The organism is Fibrella forsythiae (assembly GCF_017353175.1).
Lineage (GTDB): Bacteria > Bacteroidota > Bacteroidia > Cytophagales > Spirosomataceae > Fibrella > Fibrella forsythiae.
This window is the reverse complement of the sequence record NZ_JAFMYW010000010.1, coordinates 143,163-166,627: the sequence shown is the minus strand read 5'-3', so window position 1 is coordinate 166,627 and position 23,465 is coordinate 143,163. Positions and strand designations below refer to the sequence as shown.

The window sequence follows — 23,465 nt, the reverse complement described above, 5'->3', positions numbered from 1 at the left end:
CTTATACCAGCCAACCAATCAACCAATTAACCAATCAACCAGCCCACCAATCAACCAACCCACCAATCAACCAACCCACCAATTAACCAGCCAACCAACCCACCAATTAACCAGCCAACCAGCCCACCATAACGCTACTTCAGCATCAACGCCACAACCGGTTCAATCAGTTTACGGGATGCGGTGGCATCCAGATGAAGACCGTCGGTGGTCATAGTTTCGATGTCGAGGCCGGGGGTTCGGAAACCATCGACGAAAAGGCATCCGTGTTGCCGGGCCACTTTTCTGAATGCTTTCGACATGGTTTTTACCCGCTGACCGCCACCTGCATATTTTGCCGTAGCCTCTGCTTTTGCGCCATAGGGCGGGGGCGAAATAATGATGATGCTGGCGTTGCGGATCACATCGGACGGACAACGTTTGATCAGACCGATCAGCTTCCCCAGATTACCCGGGACCTCTGCCTGACGGTCGGCAAAGACCGCTTTCCCGTCGTTCGTTCCTAGTTCGATTATAATAAAATCGTAGGGCTGAGACCTGGTCAGCTCGGCAGCTTTTTTCAGGTTTTGTTCCGTGACCAGCAATGCATTCAGGGTGCTGTCGCCGTTGTTGACAAAGCCGATGGTTCGCCCCGATTTGCTGATGTTATGTATCTGCGCATTTGGCAGCGCGAGTTTGAGTTGTTCAGGCCAACTGTGTGGAAATGTACCGTTGCTATCGCCAAAGGTCAGCAGGGTAAGCCGCTTATCTGACAGAACGGTCGACTGAGCGAAAAGGGCTGTGGACTCAAGCAGCGACACCACAAAAAGAAAGATCAGGAATCGTTTTTTCATCGGGCCAATTTCTCGTATTCTACCATAATTCCCTAACAAATTATGTCCTGAACGCACATCCATACTGACATTATGACCAAAACATCTTACTAACTACAATCACTTGATTGTTAATTATTTACGTGGACTATAGATCCAGGCAGTATCGCCACGCGCCTGGTGACGGGCGCACAAAAACGAATTCGGGTCGAATAAATTGTTCATCGAAAATTAATGTAAATCGCTGCAACGCCTGGCTTTTTCCCGTCGTAATCAGGGCTATAATCAACACAAAATAGCTTTATGAAAACGACGTATTTCCTGGGTTTCATCGCCCTCTTTAGCCTGACACTCTGGGGTTGCAACAACTCGCAGCAGGTAGTTCCCGACGCTTCGACCGCTTCGGCCCGCTTATCGGGCGACACCACTGGTTTCCATTGCAAGAAGGCCATCACCAAGATCGCCGTTACTGATCTGCCTGCCACCATCACGTCGGCCATTAGTGCTTCGTATGCCGGCGCAACGATCGACTACGCCGCCAAAGATGACGCGGGTAATTTCCTGGTTGCCATCACGCAGAACTCGACCCGCACAACGTTGCTCTTCAACGCCGACGGCACCTTCAACAAGGAGCTTGCCCTGCGCGACGGGCCGGGTGGTAAAGGACCCGGCGGGCATGGCCCCGGTAAACATGGTCGTGATAGCCTGAGTCAGGTAGCCATTGCCGATCTGCCTGCCGCCATTACGTCGTACATCAAAACCAACTATGCGGGTTCAACCCTCAACGTAGCGGGCAAAGATGCGACGCGCGGCTACATCGTCATGATCACGCTGGCCGACGGCACAACCCGTAAAGCGCTGCTGTTCAATATTGATGGCACATTTGCCCAGGAGGTGGTACGTGGTATCAAAGGCAACTACAGCGTAGTGGATGCAGCTACGCTCCCAGCGGCCATTACTACGTATATCACAACGAACTACGCTGGGTCGACGATCAAACTGGCGGGTAAAAACCCGACGGGTCAGTTCAAGGTATTTATTCAGCTCAGTACCGGCCAACTCGCCGAGTTGACTTTCGCTGCAGACGGCACTTTTGTTCAGATTCAGAAAGGCCGCAAATAAGAGTCACCCCTATCTCATAAGTGCAAAGAGGCGCTGCCGGGAACGTACCTGACAGCGCCTCTTTGCACTTATGAGATAGGGTGATTTACTCATCCCACGAGGAGGTATCGACATGCAATTGCACGACCTCTTCAAGAATCAATTCGTTCTGTTCATTCTGTTTTAGTTTAATCTCAAACGTAAACGGGAAGCTATCATCGCTTAACGATCCGTCATTGGTTGGGCCGTATTGAAGTTCAACCTCTACAGTTCCGTTCCCCTTCGCCTCAAATCTACCTTCTTCAAGTACAGTTAACTCATCAACAGAAGTATCAACTACATTTTCTGTTCGTGCAAGAGAAGCCAACGAATTTAGTTCGTCAGGGAAATGATTGACTACATACTCATAAAGAAGTTCATCCAGATTAGGGATTTCTATTTTCTTAGGCTTAGGTGGCGTAGCCACTACAACTAAAAATTTGTAGTTTTTTTGTGCGCTTACATAATCCCCCAACCCAGAGATCTGCTCCCGTTTTTGTGGTGTCATCTTTCCGACTTTCACCTCAAAACAACCACTTCATCCGTTTTCCTGGCCACAAGGTCAGCCCTGTAATTGCCAATCTTTTCTTCTTTGGCAACTTGATAGCCTTTAGCCTGATAATCAGCCATTAACTGTTCTACAGCAATATCATGCATGTAGCGCTGTAGGTATTGTGGTCTAATTTGCATTCTCTGCCAGGTTTAACCGTATCATGTCGGAATTAAATACACCACATTCACTATACAATACATGGCTCTCCGTTTCAAAAGCATCAAGTGAGTTGGCAATCAGATCACCAGATAAACCGCTAAAATTGAGAGACTTAAAATCGTACGACGCATCTAACAGGTTAAACCTTCCTGCTACACGTAGTTTCACCTGTCGGTCATCATTGTACAACTCATTACAAAGGCAATCCCCAATAGGCTTGCTCAGATTATCAGCATCGAACCCCTCGTATTTAGTATAAAAGTGGTACACAAGTCCATACATGTCTTGTGTACTACTCTCGTAATTAGGGCATGAAGCTACCAACGCTTCTGTTAGTGCTGCTTTATACCGCCTTCCCGGAGCGCTATCTTTTTGGAAACTATTATGCGATTTAGGCTTCCTGATAAAAATGAAACTGTACAGGATCAGTTACAATCGAGATAGCTTCTGTTTAAATTACTTACCCGTACACTTCACGCCGGGCGGCTTTGACGGTGTTCTGCATGAGTGAGCAGATCGTCATGAGGCCTACGCCGCCGGGGACGGGCGTGATGTAGCTGGTTTTGGGGGCTACTTCGTCGAATTTCACGTCGCCCTTCAGCGCAAAACCGCTTTTCTTGCTGGCGTCGGGTACCCGTTCGAGGCCTACGTCGATCACCACGGCACCGTCTTTCACCATGTCGGCGGTGACGAACTCGGGCTTCCCGAGGGCGGCGATCAGGATGTCGGCGGTACGGCAGATGTCGGCGAGATTCTGCGTTTTCGAGTGAGTAAGCGTTACGGTGCAGTTGCCGGGATAGCCGTTTCGCTGCATAAGAATACTCATGGGCAGGCCCACAATCTGGCTTCGGCCAACCACCACGCAATGCTTGCCGCTCGTTGGAATGTCGTACCGTTTCAGCATCTCCAGGATGCCCTGCGGCGTGGCAGAAATATAGGCCGGTAAGCCTTTGGTCATGCGCCCAACGTTGGTTGGATGAAAGCCATCGACGTCTTTGGCGGGGTCGATCGCCTCCATCACCAGATCCGTATTGATGTGTTTCGGCAGCGGAAGCTGAACGATCAGGCCATCCATATCGGGGTTGTTATTCACGTCGGCAACGGCGGCAAGCAGTTCAGCTTCGGTCACGTCATCGTCGAAGCGGATCAGCGTAGAGTGCATACCAACCTCTTCGCAGCTCTTCATTTTGCTGGCCACGTAGGTTTCCGACCGCCCCGCCGTGCCAACAAGAATGGCCACCAGGTGCGGAATCTTACCGCCTTCGGCTTTGATCTGGGCGACATCAGCCGCAATTTCCTGCTTGATCTGCGCAGAAAGGAGTTTACCGTCTAATAGAATCATGGAAATGTTGTCTGCCGGTTGAAGCCGCAAAGGTCGCAAAGAATCAGCGCAAACAATAGGTCAGGCCACGATCCGTCCGCCATCGAGGTGCAGCGTATTGGAAATTGAAGCGGGAAGTTCGTCGGTATAATGAGTCACGTAGATCAGTGTCTGGTCGGGATTCACCTGGCAAAGCTGCTCAACCAACTGCCGAAACTGAGCCGTTTGGGTAGCGTCGAGCCCCTGCGTGGGTTCGTCGAGAACCAGCAGGGGTGGATTCTTGATCAGTGCCCGGGCCAGCAACACCCACCGCTGCTGCCCGACTGAGAGCGCCGATAATGGTTTGTCGCGCAGGTGATCCAGGCCGAGTTGCCGCAGTTGGTCGTCGATCTGGGTACGTTGCTCGGGCGTTGGTTTCCGGAACAGGCCCATCGTATCGAACAGGCCAGAGGCAACCACGTCGTAGACCTTTGTTTGCCGGGGAAAATACAGGTGCAGTTCGGGCGAGACAAACCCGATCTTCGCCTTGATCGACCAGATACTTTCGCCGGTGCCGCGCTTGCGATCGAAGAGGTCGAAATCGTTGGCGTATGCCTGTGGATTGTCGGCGGTGATTAGACTCAGCAACGTACTTTTCCCGGAGCCATTAGCCCCTAGCAACGCCCATTTTTCACCCCGACGCACCGTCCAGTCAATGCCATTCAATACCGTTTTTTCGCCATACCGAATAGTCACCTTCCGCATCCGTACAGCATACGTGAACGTGGCTTGGGGCGAGGGGCGCAAAGCCCGGAGCAGAGGGCCTGTGGCGGGAGAAGCCTCCATACCCTCGGTTCCTTGTTCCAAGACCTGTTTCCCTTGCCCTACGCTTCCCGACAACACCAGCCGGTTGGTGATGCACCTGGGTACGTCGCGCTCATCAACGACCAGCACCAGCGACACGCCCGACTGTGCCACGCGGCCGACGATGGCATGAAGCTGAGCGCGGCTATCGGTATCCAACCCAACAAACGGGTTGTCGAGCAGTAATATGCGGGGGCGTTTCAGCAACGAACGGGCCAGTAACGTCCGGCGGGTTTCGCCATTCGAGAGCGACGTTAATCGGCGGTCGAGCAGGTACGTTATGTTGAGTTGAGCCGCCACCTCGGCCAGCCATTCATCGGTATAGGCCGGTGGCGGAACAGGCGCTGACGCCGGATCGATCGTGCCCGTGGGACGTACCTGGCCCTGTAACACCTCACGGACAGTTGGGGCCGTATCAACGGTTTGGGCGTTGTAGCGTTGCTGGTAAAACTGCGCCGCGCTGGCAATTCGCCAGTCGAATGAATAATCGCGCGCGACCAGCTCAACCATGGCTTTAAGCGGACCAACCGGATGAAGCAGCTGACCACTTTGCAACGTGGTTCGCCCCGCCAGCACATCCAGCAACAGGCTCTTCCCCGCCCCCGACGGCCCCATAATGGCCCAGTGCTCTCCGGCGTTCAGGGTAAAGTTGATCGGTGGGTATGACTGATTACCTGCTTGTCGGAAGGTGGCGTTAATGAGTTGAATGAGCATTGGGAAGACGTATAGCGAAGCTGGCTACAAACTTCGTAACCATCATCCATATTTCACCTGCCATTCCTTTTTTTGGCGTTTGTATTCCGGATCTTCGCGGGCTTCGAGGTACCTGGCGTAGAAAATCCGGGCCGATTCGGCTTTCACGGGATCCTCTTCACTGCGCGGTAGCTGCGCCCGGCCATGCGCCCCCGATTGCCCTTTTTTGTCATCAGGCACCGGGCCATCGTATTTTTTACCCCCTTTGTGATTGGCATACCGCCGCGACCGGGTGTAGCCCATCTGCAAAAACTTGCGGGCCATATCCATCCCGATGAAGTCGTTCTTTTCCTTGTAGTCCAGAAAGAGCTGGTAGATTTTCTCCGACGATTCGCGGGCTACTTCAGGGTCTTTAAATCGCCAGAATGGTAGTATCTCCGCCTTGTAGGGCATAGCCGTGAGCACGCCCATTTCCCCCACGCTTACCCGGTACTTTTCGGGATGCTCACGAAAATCGATACCATAATAGTTGGGCTTCTCGGTTGCCATAGAATGTAGTTTGAAGGGATGCTCTCAAGGCTTAACCCTGCTGGTGATGAACGGTTGGCCGTTCTGCGTTTGCGGCCCACTCCCTATTATTTTTTCGATGTAGCAACACCATTAGCCACCTTACGTTGTTTGACCTAATAATTAACAAGTCTACCGACTTGTTCAGTCGGCAGACAGGCTTATTTCATCTGAAAGCCCAACCAGCTTACTTTATCGCTTCTATGCATGTATCCTTAGTAACTACGGCGCTGGCCGACGCATTTCATCAGGTGCGCGACCAGTCGGTAAGGCTATGTTCGGGCCTGGAAACCGAAGATTTTGTGGTGCAGCCAATGGCCGACGCCAGCCCGCCGAAGTGGCACCTGGGGCATACTACCTGGTTTTGGGAAACGTTTGTCCTGATTCCCAACGTACCTGGCTACCGGGTGTTCAACGACCAGTTCAACTACGTTTTCAACAGCTACTACGAAACGGTTGGCCGCCGTACACTGCGCACCATGCGTGGCAACCTCAGCCGCCCAACAGTAGCCGAAGTCTACCGCTACCGGGAGTACATTGACAGGCACATGAACCGTTTTCTGACTGAAAACGAACTGGCCGATGACTTGCAATCACTGGTCGTGCTGGGCCTTGAACATGAGAAGCAGCATCAGGAATTGTTGATCACCGATATCAAATACACGCTCGGTCATAACCCACTGTTTCCGGCCCTTGACATACCCGTTACCGAGCATACATCTGAGCGGCCAGGTACGTCGGTTGTCATTCCAGAAGGTGTATATACAATTGGCTATCAGGGCAATGACTTTAGTTTCGACAATGAATTGGGCGTTCATAAAGTTTACCTGAACGAAACCGCACTGGCGGGCAACCTGGTCACTAACGCCGACTATCTGGCCTTTATGGAAGCGGGTGGCTATGGTCAGTTTCAGCACTGGCTGGCCGATGGCTGGGCGTGGGTAAATGCTACCAAAGCCGAAGCGCCACTCTATTGGCACAAACTGGACGGCGGTTCCGGGTCCGGGCAGTGGCATAACTACACGTTTGCCGGTCTGGAACCGATTGACCTGAACGCGCCGGTCTGCCACGTTAATTTTTATGAGGCCGACGCCTACGCACGCTGGCGAGGCCTGCGCCTGCCCACTGAATTTGAGTGGGAAACGGCCGCCTTGCAGGGTACTCTGAACTGGGGGCAACGCTGGGAATGGACGGCTTCGGCTTACCTCCCCTACCCCGGTTTCAAAACCGTTCCGGGAGCGGTGGGCGAATACAACGGCAAATTCATGAGCGGGCAGATGGTCTTGCGCGGTGCTTCCGTAGCCACCCCGCCCGACTCCGTTCGTGCCACCTACCGCAATTTTTTCCAACCCGACAAGCAGTGGCAATACACCGGCATCCGGCTGGTAAATGCCTAGTTATTACGATACAACCATATGCTTCCAGACCATACCGAAACAACGTACCTGATCAGCACGGCCCTCGCCGACGAGGTACGTTCAGGATTGACACAGCATCCGAAGCAGTTATCATCGCGGTTCTTCTACGATGCCGAAGGAAGCAGACTCTTTAGTGAGATCATGCATTTGCCTGAGTATTACCTCACACGCAGCGAGTATGAGATCATTGATAACTATAAAGACCAGTGGCTCAACCTGTTCGCTGCCAACGACCGCCCGTTCGACCTGATTGAACTGGGTGCTGGTGATGGCCTGAAAACGAAGTTGTTGCTTACCTATTTCGTAGAGCAGGGCGCCCGGTTCAGCTATTCGCCTGTCGACATTTCGGAAACGGCACTGGATGAACTGACGGATGATCTAAGCAATAAACTGCCTGCATTGACGGTTAGTCCGCAACATGGCGACTACAGCGATGCGCTGGCCCGCATTGCCGAACGTACCTACGACGGAGCTGATGCTCCCCGGCGGGTTGTGCTCTTCCTGGGGTCGAACATCGGCAATTTCACGCCTGCCGACGCCCTCGATTTTTACGCCCAACTGTCGGCCTCGCTTCGCCCCGGCGATTTATTGCTGACGGGGTTCGACTTACAGAAACACCCCGCCGTGATTCATGCCGCCTACAACGACCGGCAGGGTTTAACAAAAGCATTCAACCTGAACCTGCTCCGCCGAATCAACCGCGAACTCGACGCTGACTTCAATCTGGCGGCTTTTGATCATTACGAAACATACAGCCCCGAAACGGGCGAAGCGCGTAGTTACCTCGTAAGCCAGACAAAGCAGACAGTCACTATTGGGGCGCTGGACATGAGCGTAGTCTTTGATTATGGCGAGATAATCCACACCGAAATATCCCGAAAATTTACCCGTCGGCAGATCGACGAACTGGCCAATCAGACCGGGTTTACGCAAACACACTGGTTTACCGACTGCCGCCACTACTTTGCCGACGTAGTGTATACGAAGAAGTAGCGGGACCGCTGCGTCAATTACCGCGCCATCACCTGCCAGCTCTTGTTTTGGTATAAACCGTTCAGTTTATGGCAAAGCACACATTACTCTGGAGTATAGTCGGCGTGGGCGCCCTGGTTGCTTTCCGGGCTGTTCAACGCCGCGGCCGAAAAATCGATTTTCAGGATAAAGTCATTGTTATCACCGGGGGGTCGCGCGGCCTGGGGCTGGTGCTGGGACGTCAGCTGGCGCGCGAGGGTGCCCGGTTGGCCATCTGCGCCCGAACGCAGGAAGCCCTCTCTATTGCTGCCACTGAGCTACGCGCCTATGGCGGCGACGTATACGCTCATCAGTGCGACCTGACCAGTAAAGATCAGCTAAACGGCTTTTTCGAGGCGGTCAATCAGCAACTTGGTCCCGTCGATATCCTGATCAACAATGCGGGGGTAATTATGGCGGGGCCGTATGCCAACACGACCGACGACGATTTTCAAGAGGCCATGAATACCAATTTTTGGGCTGCCTACCACGCTATCAATGCGGTTTTACCGGATATGCAACGGCGGAAAGCGGGGCGGATCGTCAACGTAGCGTCGTTTGGTGGGAAGGTGTCGGTTCCACATCTCCTGCCGTATTCATCCAGCAAATTCGCGCTGGTTGGTTATTCGGAGGGGCTCCGGGCCGAGATTGCCCGCGACAACGTTTACGTAACCACCATCTGCCCCGGCCTGATCCGTACGGGTAGTCCACGGCAGGCGCAGGTACGTGGTCAGCACGAAAAAGAATATGCGTGGTTTAAAATTGGTGATTCGTTACCCGGTCTGTCGGCCAGTGCAGAACAGGTGGCTTCGGAAATTGTCGAGGCCACCCGCTATGGTGAGGCCGAACGTATTGTTTCATTGCCCGCTAAATTCGCCGGCGCTATACATGGGCTCTTTCCCGGGCTCGTCACTGATACGCTCGCTTTCGTGAACACCATGTTGCCCGATCCGTCTTCGGCAGGGCGAAGCAGCGTTCGCAAGAAAGGCAGGGAACTGGAATCAGCCCTGACACAGAACGTGCTGACAACCCTCACCAAAGAGGCCGCTTTGCGCAATAATGAACTGGGTTGAGGTGGGTCGTATTGCCTGGCGAGTTGGGCTGTTTTACGTGCGGACCCGGCGTAAGGCAACCCAACTCGCCAAACGACACCACCTCCCTCAATTCTGCGAATCGACGTAATCAAGCACTTGCTTGATTTGCAGATCGGTTAAGGCGGCGAAGGACGTCATCTGAATTTTGCCATTGTCGTTGAAGATCTTCACGGCATACGCATCGCCACTGGCAATAACTGCCGACGAGTTACGAATCCATTTCTGCAACCATACTTCGCCGGGTGTACGCTGACGAACACCGGCCAATCCGGGGCCCAGCAGTTTATCGGCATTTGTGTTGTGGCAGGAAGCACAATTGGTGGCGAAGATCGCTTTACCGGCAAGGGCGTCGGCTGAAACAACTTTGGCCACTGCTGCCGGCGAATTAACCGGCCCTTCACCACTAGCCTGGGCAACCGGCTGGCCAGCGTCTGGCATGTGCCAGGCCAGTACGGCCATCAACAAAAACATAAGCGCTACAGTCGCCACCAGTCCGTACAGGACCATCAGCAGCATTCGTAATTGGTTAGAATCGAGCATACGATCGGGATTACATACTACAATCATGCAAATGTAAACCGACGGGCAATTGGCCGACCTGATAACTATCAATAAAAGACCTCGTTTTCGTCTGCTTCTCCGAACGTACCTGCCTCTTCCAATTAGCGTTCATGTACCTACGGGTAACTTGATCAGTCTGTTCTACGTTGTGGGTCAAACTCCGTAATGTACGTACAGTAGAAGCTATGAAGCTCACGGTTGATTTTTTACAGGAAACCCTTAAAGGCCAGTTCGAGTATGCGCTGCTTCAGGAGCTGGCCGAGGTTGGCCGACACAAACTAGCGCCGGCGGGGTCGTACCTGATTCGGCCCGGCGAATTCATCCGGTCGGTGCCCATCATTCTTCGCGGTTCGGTCAAGATCATGCGCCCTGATCAGGAAGGACGCGAAGCCCTGCTGTACTATCTGGGTGGACTAGATGCCTGTGCCATGTCGCTGACCTGCTGCATGGGCAGTAAACAAAGCGAAATTACGGCCGTTGTCGATGAAGAAACGGAGTTGATTGCCATTCCCGTTGCCAACGTAGATAGTTGGCTATGTCAATACGCTAGCTGGAAGCAGTTTGTTTTCCAGACCTACCAGAAACGATTCAACAACCTGCTTGCTACCGTCGACGAGGTAATTTTTCACAAGCTCGATGAGCGGCTGTTAACGTACCTGCACAAGAAACAGCAGCATTGCCAGTGTACCGTTCTGGCCATCACCCACGAAGAAATTGCGCAGGATCTGGCCACTTCCCGCGAGGTTATTTCGCGCCTGCTCAAACAGTTGGAACGGGCGGGGCGTCTTACCCTGATGCGCAACAGAATCACCCTGCTCGCGTAGTGCCTTCCAACGCAGCACCTCCCCCGGCGGGCACCAACCACGCTGATAATCAGTAACCTGTGTGACTTTTATCACGGAATGGTTCTGACGAATGCGGTTCCTTTGTTCGAAAAAGACCACCATGAAAAAGAATATGGGCTTCATTGACCGGACACTCCGGGTCGTCATTGCACTGGCATTGATCGTTTTATTCGTAACCGGCATAATCACTGGCGTCTGGGGTGTTGTAGGCCTGGCACTGGCCGGGGTATTTCTGCTGACCAGCCTAGTCAGCACCTGCCCACTGTATCTGCCTTTCGGCATTCGTACTAACAAAAAATAAGCAACTAAAAATGGCCTAAACACAGAGGCACGGAGGACCCGGAGAAAGAGCAACGAAGCACTACAGTAACTGGCTAACCGGAATTGGTGCGCTGGCTGGCGCACTGGCGCGGGGGAGCTGCCTCAGTGGACATTGCCCCATTCAATCAAAGGAGCAAACAAAGTCGGCGTGGGGTGGTATAATGGGTTTCCTGCTCACTGATCTAGTGCATCAACTCATTCATTCAACTCCTTTCTAACCAATATGGAAACGACAGCCAGACAGCCATTCAATGAGATCATAAAAGGCGATACGCCCGTTCTCGTCGATTTCTTCGCCGAATGGTGCGGTCCCTGCAAAACGATGGCGCCCATTCTGAAAGACCTGGCCTCCCGGATGGGTGATCAGGTACGTATTCTAAAAATAGACATCGACAAGAGTCCGGCGGCGGCCAGTGGGTATAAAATTCAAGGCGTACCCACACTAATCCTCTTCCGCAAAGGGCAGATCATCTGGCGACAGTCGGGCGTGGTGCCGCTGCAACAACTGGAGCAGGTACTTAAGCAGGCAAATGCTGGTTGATCTTCGTGCCCTTTTTCTGGTCGCACCCTGGCCCAACGGGGCTGTTGCCCGGTCATCAATGTTGTTGGCTGCTCAACGCTGTATGAACGTACCTGACGCCAGGTAGCCCAGCCAAAGACCTGAACCGCAATTGGCCCCATGGCCGAACTGATCATGAAGCAGGCACGGCGTTGGGCTTATCTTAACGCAGGCTTATAGGCTACACTGTGACACTTGTCACATACAGGCGATTTCTGTGAAACTACCTTCGCTGCCCTGGTCAGGGTGTATGAAGCTGGTTTCATAGAGACCGCCTTTTTTATGGGGTATCATAGCACTTCCGACACCCGGGCGCGTATCAATAACCGATTGATTCAGAACCGGCTTCCTGAAGACTTGTCTGTTTCCCCGAAGCCCCGCAGGCGGCTGACAGGCGCGCTGAACTGATTTGATCTATAGGTGTTATATAGTATTAAATAACCACTGATACCTTCAGCCGTGAAGGGCATTTACCCAGGGCGTCGGGATAGAATTTCAGTCCTGGCCACCACTTTTAGCAAACTGCATGGAGTTTCTTGACCTCATTCGTAAACCCTGGCCCTGGTATGTGGCCGGTCCGCTGATTGGACTTACAGTGCCGACGTTATTACTGATCGGCAACAAATCGTTTGGAATCTCATCATCGCTCCGGCATATCTGCGCGGCCTGCATCCCTGCCAGGATTCCGTTCTTCAGCTACAACTGGAAGAAAGAAATCTGGAATCTGATTTTCGTGCTGGGTACGTTGGTTGGTGGTTTTCTGGCCACCACGTACCTGAAAAACCCTGACGCGTTTCAATTGGCGGCGGCAACGAAGGCTGATTTGAGCGCATTGGGTATTCGTGATTTCTCGGGCCTGATGCCCGCCGACCTGTTCGCCGCTGAAAACCTGTTTACCCTCAAAGGCTTGATTTTCCTGGTGTTTGGCGGTTTCCTGGTTGGCTTCGGTACCCGCTGGGCCGGGGGGTGCACCTCGGGGCACTCGATCATGGGCATTTCCAATCTGCAATGGCCATCGCTGGTTGCTACCTGCTGCTTTATGATCGGCGGCTTTGCCATGACCCACCTCTTTTTACCCTTTATCCTGAAGCTGGTTTAACCGATATGCAACAGATAGACGAACTGCCGGAAGCGTTGGTATGCGATGCACCCAACGATATGAAAAAGCCAGAGGCCGGACTGGCCAACGGTAAATACCTTATTGTAGGCATCCTGTTTGGTATTGTCTTCGTTAAAGCCGAAATCATTTCGTGGTTCCGCATTCAGGAAATGTTCCGGCTGCAAAGTTTCCACATGTACGGGGTCATTGGCTCGGCCATCGTGGTCGGCATGATCTCGATCTGGTTTATCAAACGCTTCAACATCAAGACTCTGGCGGGCGAAACGGTACAGTTTCATCCCAAAACGTTCAATATGGGCCAGGTATACGGTGGCTTGCTGTTCGGCCTGGGATGGGCCATCACGGGCGCCTGCCCGGGACCACTCTTCGCCCAGATTGGCAGTGGGTACGTTACGGTGATCGTTACGCTGCTCAGCGCTATTGGCGGTACGTGGGTGTATGGCTTACTGCGCGATAAACTACCGCACTGACCCCCTGGCTGGGCTTGTACGCACAAAGCCCTACTTCAGATTGCGCCAGCTACCGGCATCAAACATATTGGTGATGCCTTCGTCAAGCAGAATCAGCCTGGCCTGCGAGCTACGCATACCGGAGGCACAGCATAACACAATGGGCTTCTGATAATTTTTCAGCTGAACAGCTTTCGCTTTTAGCTCGTCGAGCGGAATATTGAGCGCTCCTTTGGCGTGGCCAGCGTCGAACTCGTTGGGCGAACGCACATCAACGATGACCGCTCCCTGTGCCACCACCTGTTTGAGTTTATTCGTTCCGGTGCTGCCGAAGACAGTCTTTAATAGAGTCAACATGTTTGTAGCGAGTTAAGAGAGAGCACAAATCTCTTGAGCCCCCAGCCAGAAACAGATGACATCCATCACTTTGAAAGACTGATCTACATCAGGTCGGCCAGTTGCCGAACGGCCCGGTCAATGTCTGCACGCCTGGTGGCCGGCTGGTCGAACCGGTTGAACGGACGCAGTTCGATCACGTACGTTTCTTCAACGGTTTCCTCATCGATGGGCGTAAATAGCTTGTAGCCGGTTACCGTAACGGGCATTAGACCGTGGCGGGTCTTGAACCGGGCCAGCAACGTACCCAGCCAGTGTTCCAGCGTTGTTTCGGTCCCGGGCAACGCACCTGGCGCGGGCACGAAACGAACCTCTGCGTGGTTCCGGTCGCGCATTTGCTGCTCATCTGGGGCAAAATGACCTTCGCAACTCGAAAACGTTTCCAGTAGTCCTGTCTTGTTCAGGGCCTCAACCAGTGGACGAATACCGGGTTCGATGAAATTAGCTGGGTTCATGTGCATCGGTGTAATCGCTTACCTGAACACCTGAACAGGCTGGTTGTTTCGTGTGATCATGATCAGATTGCCGGTGGCGGTTTTCAGGCGGTGCATATCGCGGACTTCTCCGTTCAGGTGAAAACCGCTTTTCTGCGGCCAGATCGCGTTGAACGTGCCCGATCCGTTGCCACGCAGAAACAGGCCATGCCCCGCATCGTAGCGGCCAAACACAGGCGCAGCACCAAAAAAGTTACCGCCAAGCAGAATGTCTTTTTTACCGTCAGCATCGAAGTCGCCGGTAAGGATGGCCATAACGGGCGATAACTGCGCTTCTACAGGTAGCGGCTGTACGGTAAACGTGCCGTTGCCCTGATTCTGAAGGAAACAGGTTGCCATCAGCGTGGCCTGACGGGTTACGGCTCCCTTCAGGTCATTGGTACTGAGAATACCCTCGAAATCGCTTTTCGCGTAGTCGGCATACGTGACAAACTTCTTTTTCAGGCCAACCAGTTGAGCCGATAATTCATCTTTACCAGCAATGGGATACAGCTTCCCGGCTTTGTAATAGGCCAGTATTTCGTCGAACGTGCCGTTGCCGTCCAGGTCGTTGAAGTAGCCCAGAAGCGGTTCTTTCTGACTGGCTCTGAGTTGTGAATTCAGGCCCAGGTTGCCCACGATCAGGTCCGTGTCGCCGTCGTTATCCATGTCGTCGGCCACTACGCTGTTCCACCAGCCGCTCGTATTGGCAAGGCCACAGGCACCGGTTATCTCCTGAAATACCTTGCCTTTAGGGCTGAAAACCCGCACCGGCGACCACTCCCCTACCACAATCAGATCAGGTACGTTATCGCGGTCGACGTCGGCCCAAACGGCGTCGGTCACCATACCCAGATCAGGTATGTTACGCGTTTTCTGAGCATCAGAGAAATGGCCTTTCCCGTCGTTTTCGAGCAGGTAGCTGGTAGGCGACAAACCATACTGGCCGGGTACTGACCGGCTGCCAACGAACAGATCAATGTCACCATCCCGGTCGAAATCGGCGGGCTTTACGCACGAACCATTCGCGTATAGAGTAGGCAGCTGGCCAATCGATTTGGCAAAATTCCCCTTGCCGTCGTTGAGGTACAACCGATCGAGCAGGTGGGCGGGGTTGGTTACGGGCTCGTTTCCACCGCTGACCACGTACAGGTCCAGATCACGGTCGCCGTCGGCATCGAAGAAAGCGGCGCCCACGTCGTCGGCGTCTCGGTCGGTTTGCCACACGGTCTGGTTGGTTGGCGCAAACTGACCGTTCCGCTGCTGGACAAACAACGTACCCGACTGGCCTTTTGCACCACCCACAAAGAAATCGTCGAGCCCGTCACCATTCACATCACCAACGGCCATGTCTGGCCCTTCCGTTGAGAGCAAATGCGGCATTAGTGGCTCCTGGTAGAAATCAGCGTATTGATTTTCAGCATGCCGGTAGTTAACACGTACCTGGGCCGACACGTCGGTAAGCAGCGGTTTACCTGCGCTGGCGTTACCATATATGAACGTATGGGTGGCGTCGGTCTGTCTTACCGTCAACCGCTGGTTTGGTTTTACGTTTCGCAACACCTGATAATGCGCATCGGGCCAGATTATGGTAATAGAATCAAGTTGGGTCGTTTTACCAAGCCCAAACGTCAGTACCGGCTCCACCGCCGACTCGAATCCGCGCGTGGGCATCAGTTCCTGGTAATACGTGTTACCCGCCGCCTGCACCATCACTTTCGCACCAATACCAGCCGTGTTCCGGCCCGTTCCTGCCAGTTTCACGCTCAGGTACGTGTTGGCAGGCTGTTGCTGGCGGGCATTATTCCGGTAAATGAATGCTGCCTGATTAATGTTGTTGACCACCAGATCGAGGTCACCGTCGTTGTCCAGATCGGCGTAAGCGGCCCCGTTTGAGAACCCTTTCTGATCGAGCCCCCAGGCTTTGGCCCTGTTCTCGAACGTCAGATCGCCGCCATTATGGTAAGCGAAATTCGGCACCTCTACCACCGGCATCTTGTTTATCAGCGATTGCCGCTGACCGGCCATTCCGTTGCGCAACGACGCCTGTACAGTTGGGCTGGCGATATACTTGAAGAAATCAAGGTCGATGGGTCGGCGGGCAATGCCGTTGGTAATGTACAGATCTTTCAGGCCATCGTTGTCGAGGTCGCTGAATAGCGCGCTCCAGCTCCAGTCGGTGGCGTAAACACCTGCCAGTTGTGCTATTTCGCTAAACTCAGGTACGTTGCCCCGGCCATTTCCCATGTTCAGTTGCAGGGCGTTACGTGGGTACTGGAAATGGAAACCGGCTTTGGTCTTTAGTTGAACGAGGTCGTACGAATCGGCTCCGGCCGAGGTTTTCACAAACTCTTCGTTCTCGGGCTGCATATCGAGCGTGATCAGGTCCAGAGCCGCGTCATTATTGAAATCGGCCAGGTCGCTCCCCATCGAGAAGTTACTGGTGTGCCCCATCGACTGCGTTATGCCTTCGCGAAAACCACGCCCATTACCCTGGTTGTAATAGAGGTAGTCGTTTTCGTGGAAGTCGTTGGACACGTAGATGTCCGGCCAGCCATCCTGATTGATATCGCCCACGGCAATGCCCAGCCCATAGCCCAGTTTGCTGCCCCGAATACCCATTTCGGCACTTACATCCACGAAGCGATTATCGTCATTCCGGAATAGCTTATCGCCCGCTTCGGGGTCGCGCATGTTGCGCATCGTGGTGTCGCCCAGTGCGCCCACGGCCCGCAGCGAGTGGTTGAGCAGGTACATATCCAGATCACCATCGCGGTCGTAATCGAAAAAAGACGCCTGGGTCGAATAGCCCCGGTGTGCCAGGCCGTAGGCGGCCGCCTGTTCAGTGAAGGTGGGCACGCCCGGTTTTGCGTTGTTGATGAACAGCTGGTTCGCCCCTGCCTGGCTCCGCAGGTTGACCTGACAGACATACATATCCAGCCAGCCATCGCCGTTCACGTCGGCCATCGTCACGCCGGTGTTCCAGCCTTTCTGACCTGCTACGCCCGCTTTTGCCGTGATATCTTCGAACACCAGCTTCCCATTGGCCGACTTGTTCAGGTACAGCTTGTTGGGCAACTGATTGGCGGTGAAATACAGATCAGACAGCCCATCGTTGTTCACGTCGCCTACGGCCACGCCGCCGCCGTTGTAGAAATAGATGTAGTTCAGAATGTTCAGATCGTCGGTTTCGGTCAACGTATTGGTAAACGCCACGCCCGACTCCGACGATGAAAGCAACGTAAACAACGTTGGTTCAGTTGATTCCTGCCCAGCGCACGCATAGAGCAACGTGGCCGTCAGAACAACACTTATAATTCGTTTCATACCAGTTATTAAAGGTACAATCGCCGCCGCAAATTGCCGATTCAGGTACGTTGCTTTTACTGTTGCTTCGCGAAGGTACGTTCTCGCTTGCCTGTGGCGAGTGAACAACGAAGACCCCATTGAAGGGATAAGCGTCAACCATCTGCTTGCGAAGCAACAGCAAACGGTAAATCAACCCCTCATAAAACGCGTTGTGCCAGAATCAGCTCCTGACCCTGGCACAACACAAGGAATGGTCATTCGCTTAATGACTACGAATGACCACTCAATGACCACAACTTAATAACCCGGGTTCTGACCGTTCACCCATCCATCAGGGCCACCATTCTGGGCCCGGATCATCGGGTTCTGATCCAATACATACTGCGGAATCGGGAACACGTACATCCGGTCAAGGAAGGTCTTGCTTACAATCCTGGTTGGTGTATAGGTCCATACGCCATTCTTGCGCTCGATCACCATACCCGATGCCTGTTTGTTCAGCACTCCGTTGGTCCCGTTGGCAATTTTCCAGCGAAGTACGTCCCACCAGCGTTTGTCTTCAAAAGCCAGCTCAATCCGGCGTTCGCGACGGATGATCTCGCGCATCTTGTCTTTCGTTACTGTGCCATACGTTGCCGTAATGGTTGGCAGGCTGCTGCGCGACCGGACCGCGTCAACGGCGGCTAGTACAGAGGCATCGGGGCCAGCGGCTTCGTTCTGAGCTTCGGCATACATCAGCAGCACGTCGGCGTAACGGAAGTAGATGTAGCTGTTACCACCGGGGCTTTGCGCCAGACTGGTTTGGCCCGAAATGCGCTCGTCCAGCGTTTTACGGCCATAATAGCCCGTGTTGCTTACGTCACTGGCCGAGCCCAGGTCGATCTCGTTGAGGGCGTTGATACCCCGGCGCATCCGCATGGTGTCGCCCTGCCAAACCGATCCATCATAGATAATGCTCTGGTAGAAGCGCTTTTCCCGTTTCTTGTACGGGTCCTGTGCGTTATAACCCGACCCCGCTTCCGTAATGGCTTTGCCGTTGTCCATCGCGTAATCATCAACCAGTTCCTGCGTTGGTGCCAGGTTACCCCACGACTGCTGAATGCCGTTCACGTAGGCGGGTCCTTCGCGGCCTTCGCGCTGATGTCCTTTCACGATCGACTTATATTGCCGGTCGAAAATCACCTCGACGTTGTTTTTGTTCTCAACGTAGAACAGCTTCTCATAATCGGGGAACAGACCATACACACCCAACGACATCACTTCTTTGGCCGATGCGGCGGCTTTGGCCCACCGGTCAACCGAGCTAGTGCTGTTGCGCAGCGGGCTGGCGTGATACAGATCAACCCAGGCACGTAGCGTTAGGGCGGCTCCTTTAGTTGGGCGCCCCAGGTCATTGCCCGACACTTTCAGCGGCAAATCACCGGCAATGGCCGTTAGCTCGTCGGCAATGAACTTGTAGGTATCAGCTGCGGTAGCGCGGGGACGGTTGATCGAGTCACCCTGCGACAGGTTGTTGAGTGGCACCGTAATGATCGGCACCCCACCGTAAGCCTGCCATAGGTAGTGGTAGAAGAATGCCCGCAGAAAACGCGCTTCGGCAATCCGGCTCTTCTTGTAATCGGCAGGCAAGCCCGACGCGCCCACCTTTTGGATGAACAGGTTTGCTTTCCGAATGCGCGAATACGTAGTTCCCCACGTCCAGCTTCCGCCGTTATCGCCGGGTCCGCCAGGTACGTCGCTGGCGCTCAGCGATCCATTATAGATCGCCGTACGACCCCACATCCATTCGGCCCCCACGTAAGAGTTGTCGGCGGCCTGGTCGAGGTTCAGGGTTTCATTATTGACGTCGGGCAACTGATTGTAGACATCGTTCAGAAACAGATCGGCATTGGTGGTGCTGGCAAAGAGCGATGCATCCGAAATTTGGTCGCGCGGTTCTATCTCCAGGCTGGGTTTACACTGCGTCAGTATAGTGGTCAGTAACGTACCCACCAGGGCAATGCCACCGAATTTTTTCAACGTATGTTGTAGCATAATTGCTTTATTTAAAGGCAGTTAGAACGTTAGATTGGTTCCGAATGTGATAACCCGCTGCTGGAAATAATACTGCGCGTTACCGGTGCTTGCCTCTGGGTCAATGATCTCTTTCATATGAGGTGTGATCGTGAACATATTCTGGCCCGAAATGTAGAAGCGAGCCGAGGTCAGTTTGGCACGACTGATCAGGTTGGTTGGCAACCGGTAGCCCAGCTCGATCTGCTTCAGGCGGATGTATGAATTGTTACGTACCCACCAGTCAGACGCCTGCGTGTTGTTGGTCGTTGGTGCACCCGTCAGTCGTGGATACAGCGCATTCGGGTTCGTTGGCGTCCAGTGGTCGGTGAACTCCAGCTTGGTGGCCGATGCCGACGCGTCGAACGGATACACGATGCTGCCAAACAGGCCCAGCCCTGAGCGAGCGGCACCTGAGAACAGCAAATCGAGGTCAAAGCCTTTATACGAGATTTTCGGAATCAGACCGTACACGATCTGTGGCGTATTGGCAAAACCCGTCACGGTCTGATCATTAGCATCGATCTTCCCATCAGGAGCCGTTGGAACACCATCGGCACCAGGTGCACCGGCCAGGTCAGCATACCGCAGGTCGCCCGGCCGAACAGCCCCCCAGGGTTGCGTTGGAATGCCCGCTTTCAGCGTGCCATCGGCATTGAAGTCGTCGGCGGTGAAATAGCCCAGCGCGTGATACCCGAATGGCGTTCCCAGCGGGCGACCCGTTTGTGCCCGGTTCGGGTTAAGCCGCGTGGCGTTGGTTTCAAACGTTTCGATCAGCCTGTTCTTCGAATACAGGAAGTTGACATTCATGCTGATGCGCAGGTCACGGCCGATGCGGTGGTTGGTGCCCATCGTCAGGTCGATGCCCTGGTTCTGCATGATACCCGCGTTCACCTGCGACAGGCCCACGCCGTATTCAGCCGGTACGGATACCTGCGGGAACACCAGCATGTTCGACCGGCGCTCGGTGAAGTAATCGATTTCAAACGTCAGCTTGCCTTTGTAGAGCGAGCCTTCCAGGCCAATATTGAATTTCTTGGCCCGTTCCCAGGTGATGTTCGGGTTAGCCTGAGCGCGCTCGAACACACCCTGCGTAGGATCACCAAACACAGCCGAACCGCCATACAGGCTGTACGAACTCAGATACTGAAACGCCGCCAGATTGTTCCCGATATAAGGCAGGGCGCCCGATTCACCATATGAACCACGTACTTTCAGGGCGTCGACCCAGTTCACATTATTCTTCATAAAGCTCTCTTCCGAAATGCGCCAGCCTGCCGAGAACGACGGGAAGAAACCATACCGCTGACCGGGCGCAAACACGTAGTGACCATCATACCGACCCGCCACTTCGAACAGGTATTTCTCGTCGAAGTTGTAGCCAATCCGGTATACGTACCCGATCTGCTGCTGCTCCAATGATGATCCGTAGTTGCTGATATCCAGCGGCGTAGAGCTACCAACGCTCAACTCAGGAATGGTCGTGTTGAAGTTCAGACGGCTGGCGCCAAACTGGTTGTATTTCTGATTCCGGTATTCGAATACACCCAAGGCCGTTACGTTATGCTTCCCAAACGAGTTGGCGTAGTTGATCAGTCCCTGATAGGTAAACGCTTTGTTTTGCGAATAACCCTGGCTCAGGCTCGGCTTAGAAGCACCCTGAACACCAAGTACGTAGTTGTAAGGTTGCTTCGACAGATCGACCGTGTATACGGGTACGGGCGTTGCGTAGGCTTTACCGGTGCGTGTGTCGGGGTCATAGCTGACAACTCCTTTCAGACTCAACCCTTTGATGAACGGAAGTTGCTGCTCAATAGATAGCGTCGTGTACAACTGGTTCCGCTCGTTGAAGGTTTCGCCGCTGTAGAACGCCTGCCCGATCAGCGAGCGACCAATGTACTGCCCCCACAAACCGTTTGAATAATACACCGGCGATACGGGCGGCGTACGGAACGCCTGATAGAACAGATCACCTGCCGACCGGCCTGGATACACGTTATCTTCAATGAAGCCGTTGATGTTCAGGCTCATCTTGGTCGTTGGCGTAGCATCGGCCTCCACCTTGGCAATCAGGTTGTACTTCCTGGTATAAACCGAGCGGTACATCCCCTGCTGATTGGTATACGCCAGGCCCGTGTAGTAGCGAATCTTTTCAGAACCACCCGACAGTTCCAAATTGTGGTACGTCAGCACCGTGTTCGGATCGATCAGGTCGGTTAGCGGGCTGCTGTTTGGGTAGCGGTCCGGGTCAGCCCCTGCTTCGCCCGCTACCGTTTTCCGATAACCTTCCACCTGTTCAGGCGTGTAGGCTGCGGGACGGCCATCGTTCGCCGCCGCCTCGTTCTGCATCAGGGCGAACTCATACGAATTCACCTGAGGCGTTACCCGCGTTGGGTTCTGGATACCCACCCAGCCATTATACGACAGCGTGGGCGTACCAGCTTTCCCGCGCTTGGTCGTCACCAGCACCACACCGTTGGCTCCGGCCAGACCATAGGGCGCTACCGCTGCCGCATCTTTCAATACCGTAAATGTTTCAATCGAGCTGGGGTCGAGCCGGGAGAAGTCCCGGTAGATACCATCCACGATCAACAGCGGCTGGCTGTTACCTGTTGTAGAGATACCGCGAATGTTGATATTCGCGCCATCCTGACCAGGCTCACCGCTGCCCTGCCGCGAGATCACACCGGCCACCCGGCCGCCGAGACTGTTGGTCAGGTTAACCACTGGTTTCAGCGCTACATCGGCCGCTTTCAAAGTAGATACAGCTGCCGTTGTCGACGTTTTGCGCTGCTCCCCGTAACCAACCACCACAACTTCATCGAGCGATTTATTGTCGGTCAGCAGTTTCACATCAACCGATGTATTCGCCCGGCCAGCCAGCGGGATTTCCTGGGCAACGTACCCAATGAATGAGAAAACCAACGTCACGTTATTGTTGGGTACGTTCAACGAATACCGGCCATCAGCTCCCGTCACCGTACCGGTCGACGTGCCCTTTACCACCACGCTTACACCGGGCAATTCTTCATCGGCATCGCCCGTAATCCGACCTGTAATCTTGGTCTGAGCCATGGCACAAATTGCCAGCAATTGAAGCATAAAAACTAGCAGACCAGCTCGTTGTAAGCCATGTCTTGTTTTTCTTAGCGAAGTAAACTTCCGCTGAACCGATTCCTTTTCGGTACATCTTGTCATCATATAATCATCCTGTTTTAAACGGTTGTTTTTCTCATTGTTGAGATCTTCGTCAATTAGCCAAATCGCACGTATCGTGTTTCTTATTTTTCTGTGTACGGTTCGAAAAGTAAGAGATCATTTTTTGAGCGACACATCAATAGTACAACTACTTGCCTGTCAATACTTTTCAAAGACCTTGAGTATTTTTATGTAAACAAAGCAGACATAAACAGCTGGTTTTTTTACCAAAAAAATAACTATACATAAGAGCTATACTTATCACAGTCACCTATCAGTCAAATACTTATCTATCCATCAGATCATGAAAAGCGGCGATCAATTTTTATAAATTCACTCGTATTTTTACTCATATTTCCACAAATTAATCTTCGTTTATTGAACAGATACTTGGGATCGTCAAAAAAAAGACCCTATTCATGACGCCTGACTCTACCTCTTCGTACGGTCAAGTTTGATATTTGAATAATGCAAACCTATGAATTTACGAGTTATGGCCAGAGTATTTTTTTCGTCAAAAAGGGTGGATTTTTTCGTCAACAGGGGTTAAAAAGTCATTTTCCAGCATTTA

The 23,465-nt window shown here is 53.3% G+C and carries 21 protein-coding genes; 9 read left to right on the top strand and 12 right to left on the bottom strand.

The annotated features are described in order from the left end of the window. Positions 1 to 134: 134 nt before the first annotated feature. Complete coding sequence (locus J2I46_RS26625; protein ID WP_207332137.1) at positions 135 to 833, bottom strand: GDSL-type esterase/lipase family protein; 699 nt, start codon at positions 831 to 833, stop codon at positions 135 to 137. 282 nt (positions 834 to 1,115) lie between these two features. Here J2I46_RS26625 and J2I46_RS26620 point away from each other — a divergent pair, with 282 nt between their 5' ends. Further along, positions 1,116 to 1,934, top strand: coding sequence for a PepSY-like domain-containing protein (locus J2I46_RS26620; protein WP_207332136.1), 819 nt, complete (start codon positions 1,116 to 1,118; stop codon positions 1,932 to 1,934). An 85-nt stretch (positions 1,935 to 2,019) separates the two neighbouring features. Here the strand turns inward: J2I46_RS26620 and J2I46_RS26615 are convergent, their stop codons facing one another. The 5 genes from J2I46_RS26615 to J2I46_RS26595 all read right to left on the bottom strand — a co-directional run bounded on the left by J2I46_RS26615 (position 2,020) and on the right by J2I46_RS26595 (position 6,070). Beyond that, complete coding sequence (locus tag J2I46_RS26615) at positions 2,020 to 2,460, bottom strand: pPIWI-associating nuclease domain-containing protein (RefSeq protein ID WP_207332135.1); 441 nt, start codon at positions 2,458 to 2,460, stop codon at positions 2,020 to 2,022. A gap of 11 nt (positions 2,461 to 2,471) precedes the next feature. Beyond that, on the bottom strand, positions 2,472 to 2,609 hold the full coding sequence (locus J2I46_RS26610) for a hypothetical protein (RefSeq protein ID WP_207332134.1): 138 nt from the start codon (positions 2,607 to 2,609) through the stop codon (positions 2,472 to 2,474). 515 nt (positions 2,610 to 3,124) lie between these two features. Beyond that, a complete protein-coding gene (locus J2I46_RS26605; protein WP_207332133.1) occupies positions 3,125 to 4,006 on the bottom strand; it encodes a bifunctional 5,10-methylenetetrahydrofolate dehydrogenase/5,10-methenyltetrahydrofolate cyclohydrolase in 882 nt (293 codons plus the stop codon). A 60-nt stretch (positions 4,007 to 4,066) separates the two neighbouring features. Next, positions 4,067 to 5,542: an ATP-binding cassette domain-containing protein gene (locus tag J2I46_RS26600; protein WP_207332132.1), complete on the bottom strand. Its 1,476-nt coding sequence runs from the start codon at positions 5,540 to 5,542 to the stop codon at positions 4,067 to 4,069. A gap of 42 nt (positions 5,543 to 5,584) precedes the next feature. Then, positions 5,585 to 6,070, bottom strand: coding sequence for a DUF4385 domain-containing protein (locus J2I46_RS26595; RefSeq protein WP_207332131.1), 486 nt, complete (start codon positions 6,068 to 6,070; stop codon positions 5,585 to 5,587). Positions 6,071 to 6,291: 221 nt separating this feature from the next. Here J2I46_RS26595 and egtB point away from each other — a divergent pair, with 221 nt between their 5' ends. The 3 genes from egtB to J2I46_RS26580 all read left to right on the top strand — a co-directional run bounded on the left by egtB (position 6,292) and on the right by J2I46_RS26580 (position 9,590). After that, positions 6,292 to 7,485, top strand: coding sequence for an ergothioneine biosynthesis protein EgtB (gene egtB / locus J2I46_RS26590; RefSeq protein ID WP_207332130.1), 1,194 nt, complete (start codon positions 6,292 to 6,294; stop codon positions 7,483 to 7,485). 18 nt (positions 7,486 to 7,503) lie between these two features. Beyond that, on the top strand, positions 7,504 to 8,499 hold the full coding sequence (egtD, locus tag J2I46_RS26585) for an L-histidine N(alpha)-methyltransferase (RefSeq protein WP_207332129.1): 996 nt from the start codon (positions 7,504 to 7,506) through the stop codon (positions 8,497 to 8,499). A 68-nt stretch (positions 8,500 to 8,567) separates the two neighbouring features. Further along, entirely contained in the window at positions 8,568 to 9,590 is a 1,023-nt protein-coding gene (locus tag J2I46_RS26580) for an SDR family NAD(P)-dependent oxidoreductase (RefSeq protein WP_207332128.1), read from the top strand. A gap of 87 nt (positions 9,591 to 9,677) precedes the next feature. Here the strand turns inward: J2I46_RS26580 and J2I46_RS26575 are convergent, their stop codons facing one another. Beyond that, positions 9,678 to 10,151 (bottom strand): c-type cytochrome, encoded by a 474-nt coding sequence (locus tag J2I46_RS26575; protein WP_229379964.1) that lies wholly within the window; start codon positions 10,149 to 10,151, stop codon positions 9,678 to 9,680. Between the two features lie 206 nt (positions 10,152 to 10,357). On the opposite strand from J2I46_RS26575, the gene J2I46_RS26570 reads away from it, so the two are divergent. From J2I46_RS26570 to J2I46_RS26550, 5 genes are all read left to right on the top strand, one after another. Then, a complete protein-coding gene (locus J2I46_RS26570) occupies positions 10,358 to 10,996 on the top strand; it encodes a Crp/Fnr family transcriptional regulator (RefSeq protein ID WP_207332127.1) in 639 nt (212 codons plus the stop codon). A 121-nt stretch (positions 10,997 to 11,117) separates the two neighbouring features. Then, positions 11,118 to 11,318, top strand: a complete 201-nt coding sequence (locus tag J2I46_RS26565) for a YgaP family membrane protein (RefSeq protein WP_207332126.1) — start codon at positions 11,118 to 11,120, stop codon at positions 11,316 to 11,318. Between the two features lie 243 nt (positions 11,319 to 11,561). Then, entirely contained in the window at positions 11,562 to 11,879 is a 318-nt protein-coding gene (gene trxA, locus J2I46_RS26560) for a thioredoxin (protein WP_207332125.1), read from the top strand. 544 nt (positions 11,880 to 12,423) lie between these two features. Beyond that, a complete protein-coding gene (locus tag J2I46_RS26555) occupies positions 12,424 to 12,996 on the top strand; it encodes a YeeE/YedE family protein (RefSeq protein WP_207332124.1) in 573 nt (190 codons plus the stop codon). Positions 12,997 to 13,001: 5 nt separating this feature from the next. Further along, entirely contained in the window at positions 13,002 to 13,487 is a 486-nt protein-coding gene (locus J2I46_RS26550; protein ID WP_207332123.1) for a YeeE/YedE family protein, read from the top strand. A 30-nt stretch (positions 13,488 to 13,517) separates the two neighbouring features. Here J2I46_RS26550 and J2I46_RS26545 read toward each other — a convergent pair whose 3' ends face one another. The 5 genes from J2I46_RS26545 to J2I46_RS26525 form a co-directional block, all read right to left on the bottom strand. After that, positions 13,518 to 13,823: a rhodanese-like domain-containing protein gene (locus tag J2I46_RS26545; protein ID WP_207332122.1), complete on the bottom strand. Its 306-nt coding sequence runs from the start codon at positions 13,821 to 13,823 to the stop codon at positions 13,518 to 13,520. Positions 13,824 to 13,906: 83 nt separating this feature from the next. Beyond that, positions 13,907 to 14,317 (bottom strand): hypothetical protein, encoded by a 411-nt coding sequence (locus J2I46_RS26540; protein WP_207332121.1) that lies wholly within the window; start codon positions 14,315 to 14,317, stop codon positions 13,907 to 13,909. A gap of 18 nt (positions 14,318 to 14,335) precedes the next feature. Next, on the bottom strand, positions 14,336 to 17,662 hold the full coding sequence (locus J2I46_RS26535; protein ID WP_207332120.1) for a VCBS repeat-containing protein: 3,327 nt from the start codon (positions 17,660 to 17,662) through the stop codon (positions 14,336 to 14,338). A 279-nt stretch (positions 17,663 to 17,941) separates the two neighbouring features. Further along, positions 17,942 to 19,678 carry a RagB/SusD family nutrient uptake outer membrane protein gene (locus J2I46_RS26530; RefSeq protein WP_207332119.1) on the bottom strand — a complete coding sequence of 579 codons (1,737 nt, stop codon included), beginning with the start codon at positions 19,676 to 19,678 and terminating at the stop codon, positions 17,942 to 17,944. Positions 19,679 to 19,699: 21 nt separating this feature from the next. Further along, positions 19,700 to 22,771: a SusC/RagA family TonB-linked outer membrane protein gene (locus tag J2I46_RS26525; RefSeq protein ID WP_207332118.1), complete on the bottom strand. Its 3,072-nt coding sequence runs from the start codon at positions 22,769 to 22,771 to the stop codon at positions 19,700 to 19,702. Positions 22,772 to 23,465: the final 694 nt, after the last annotated feature.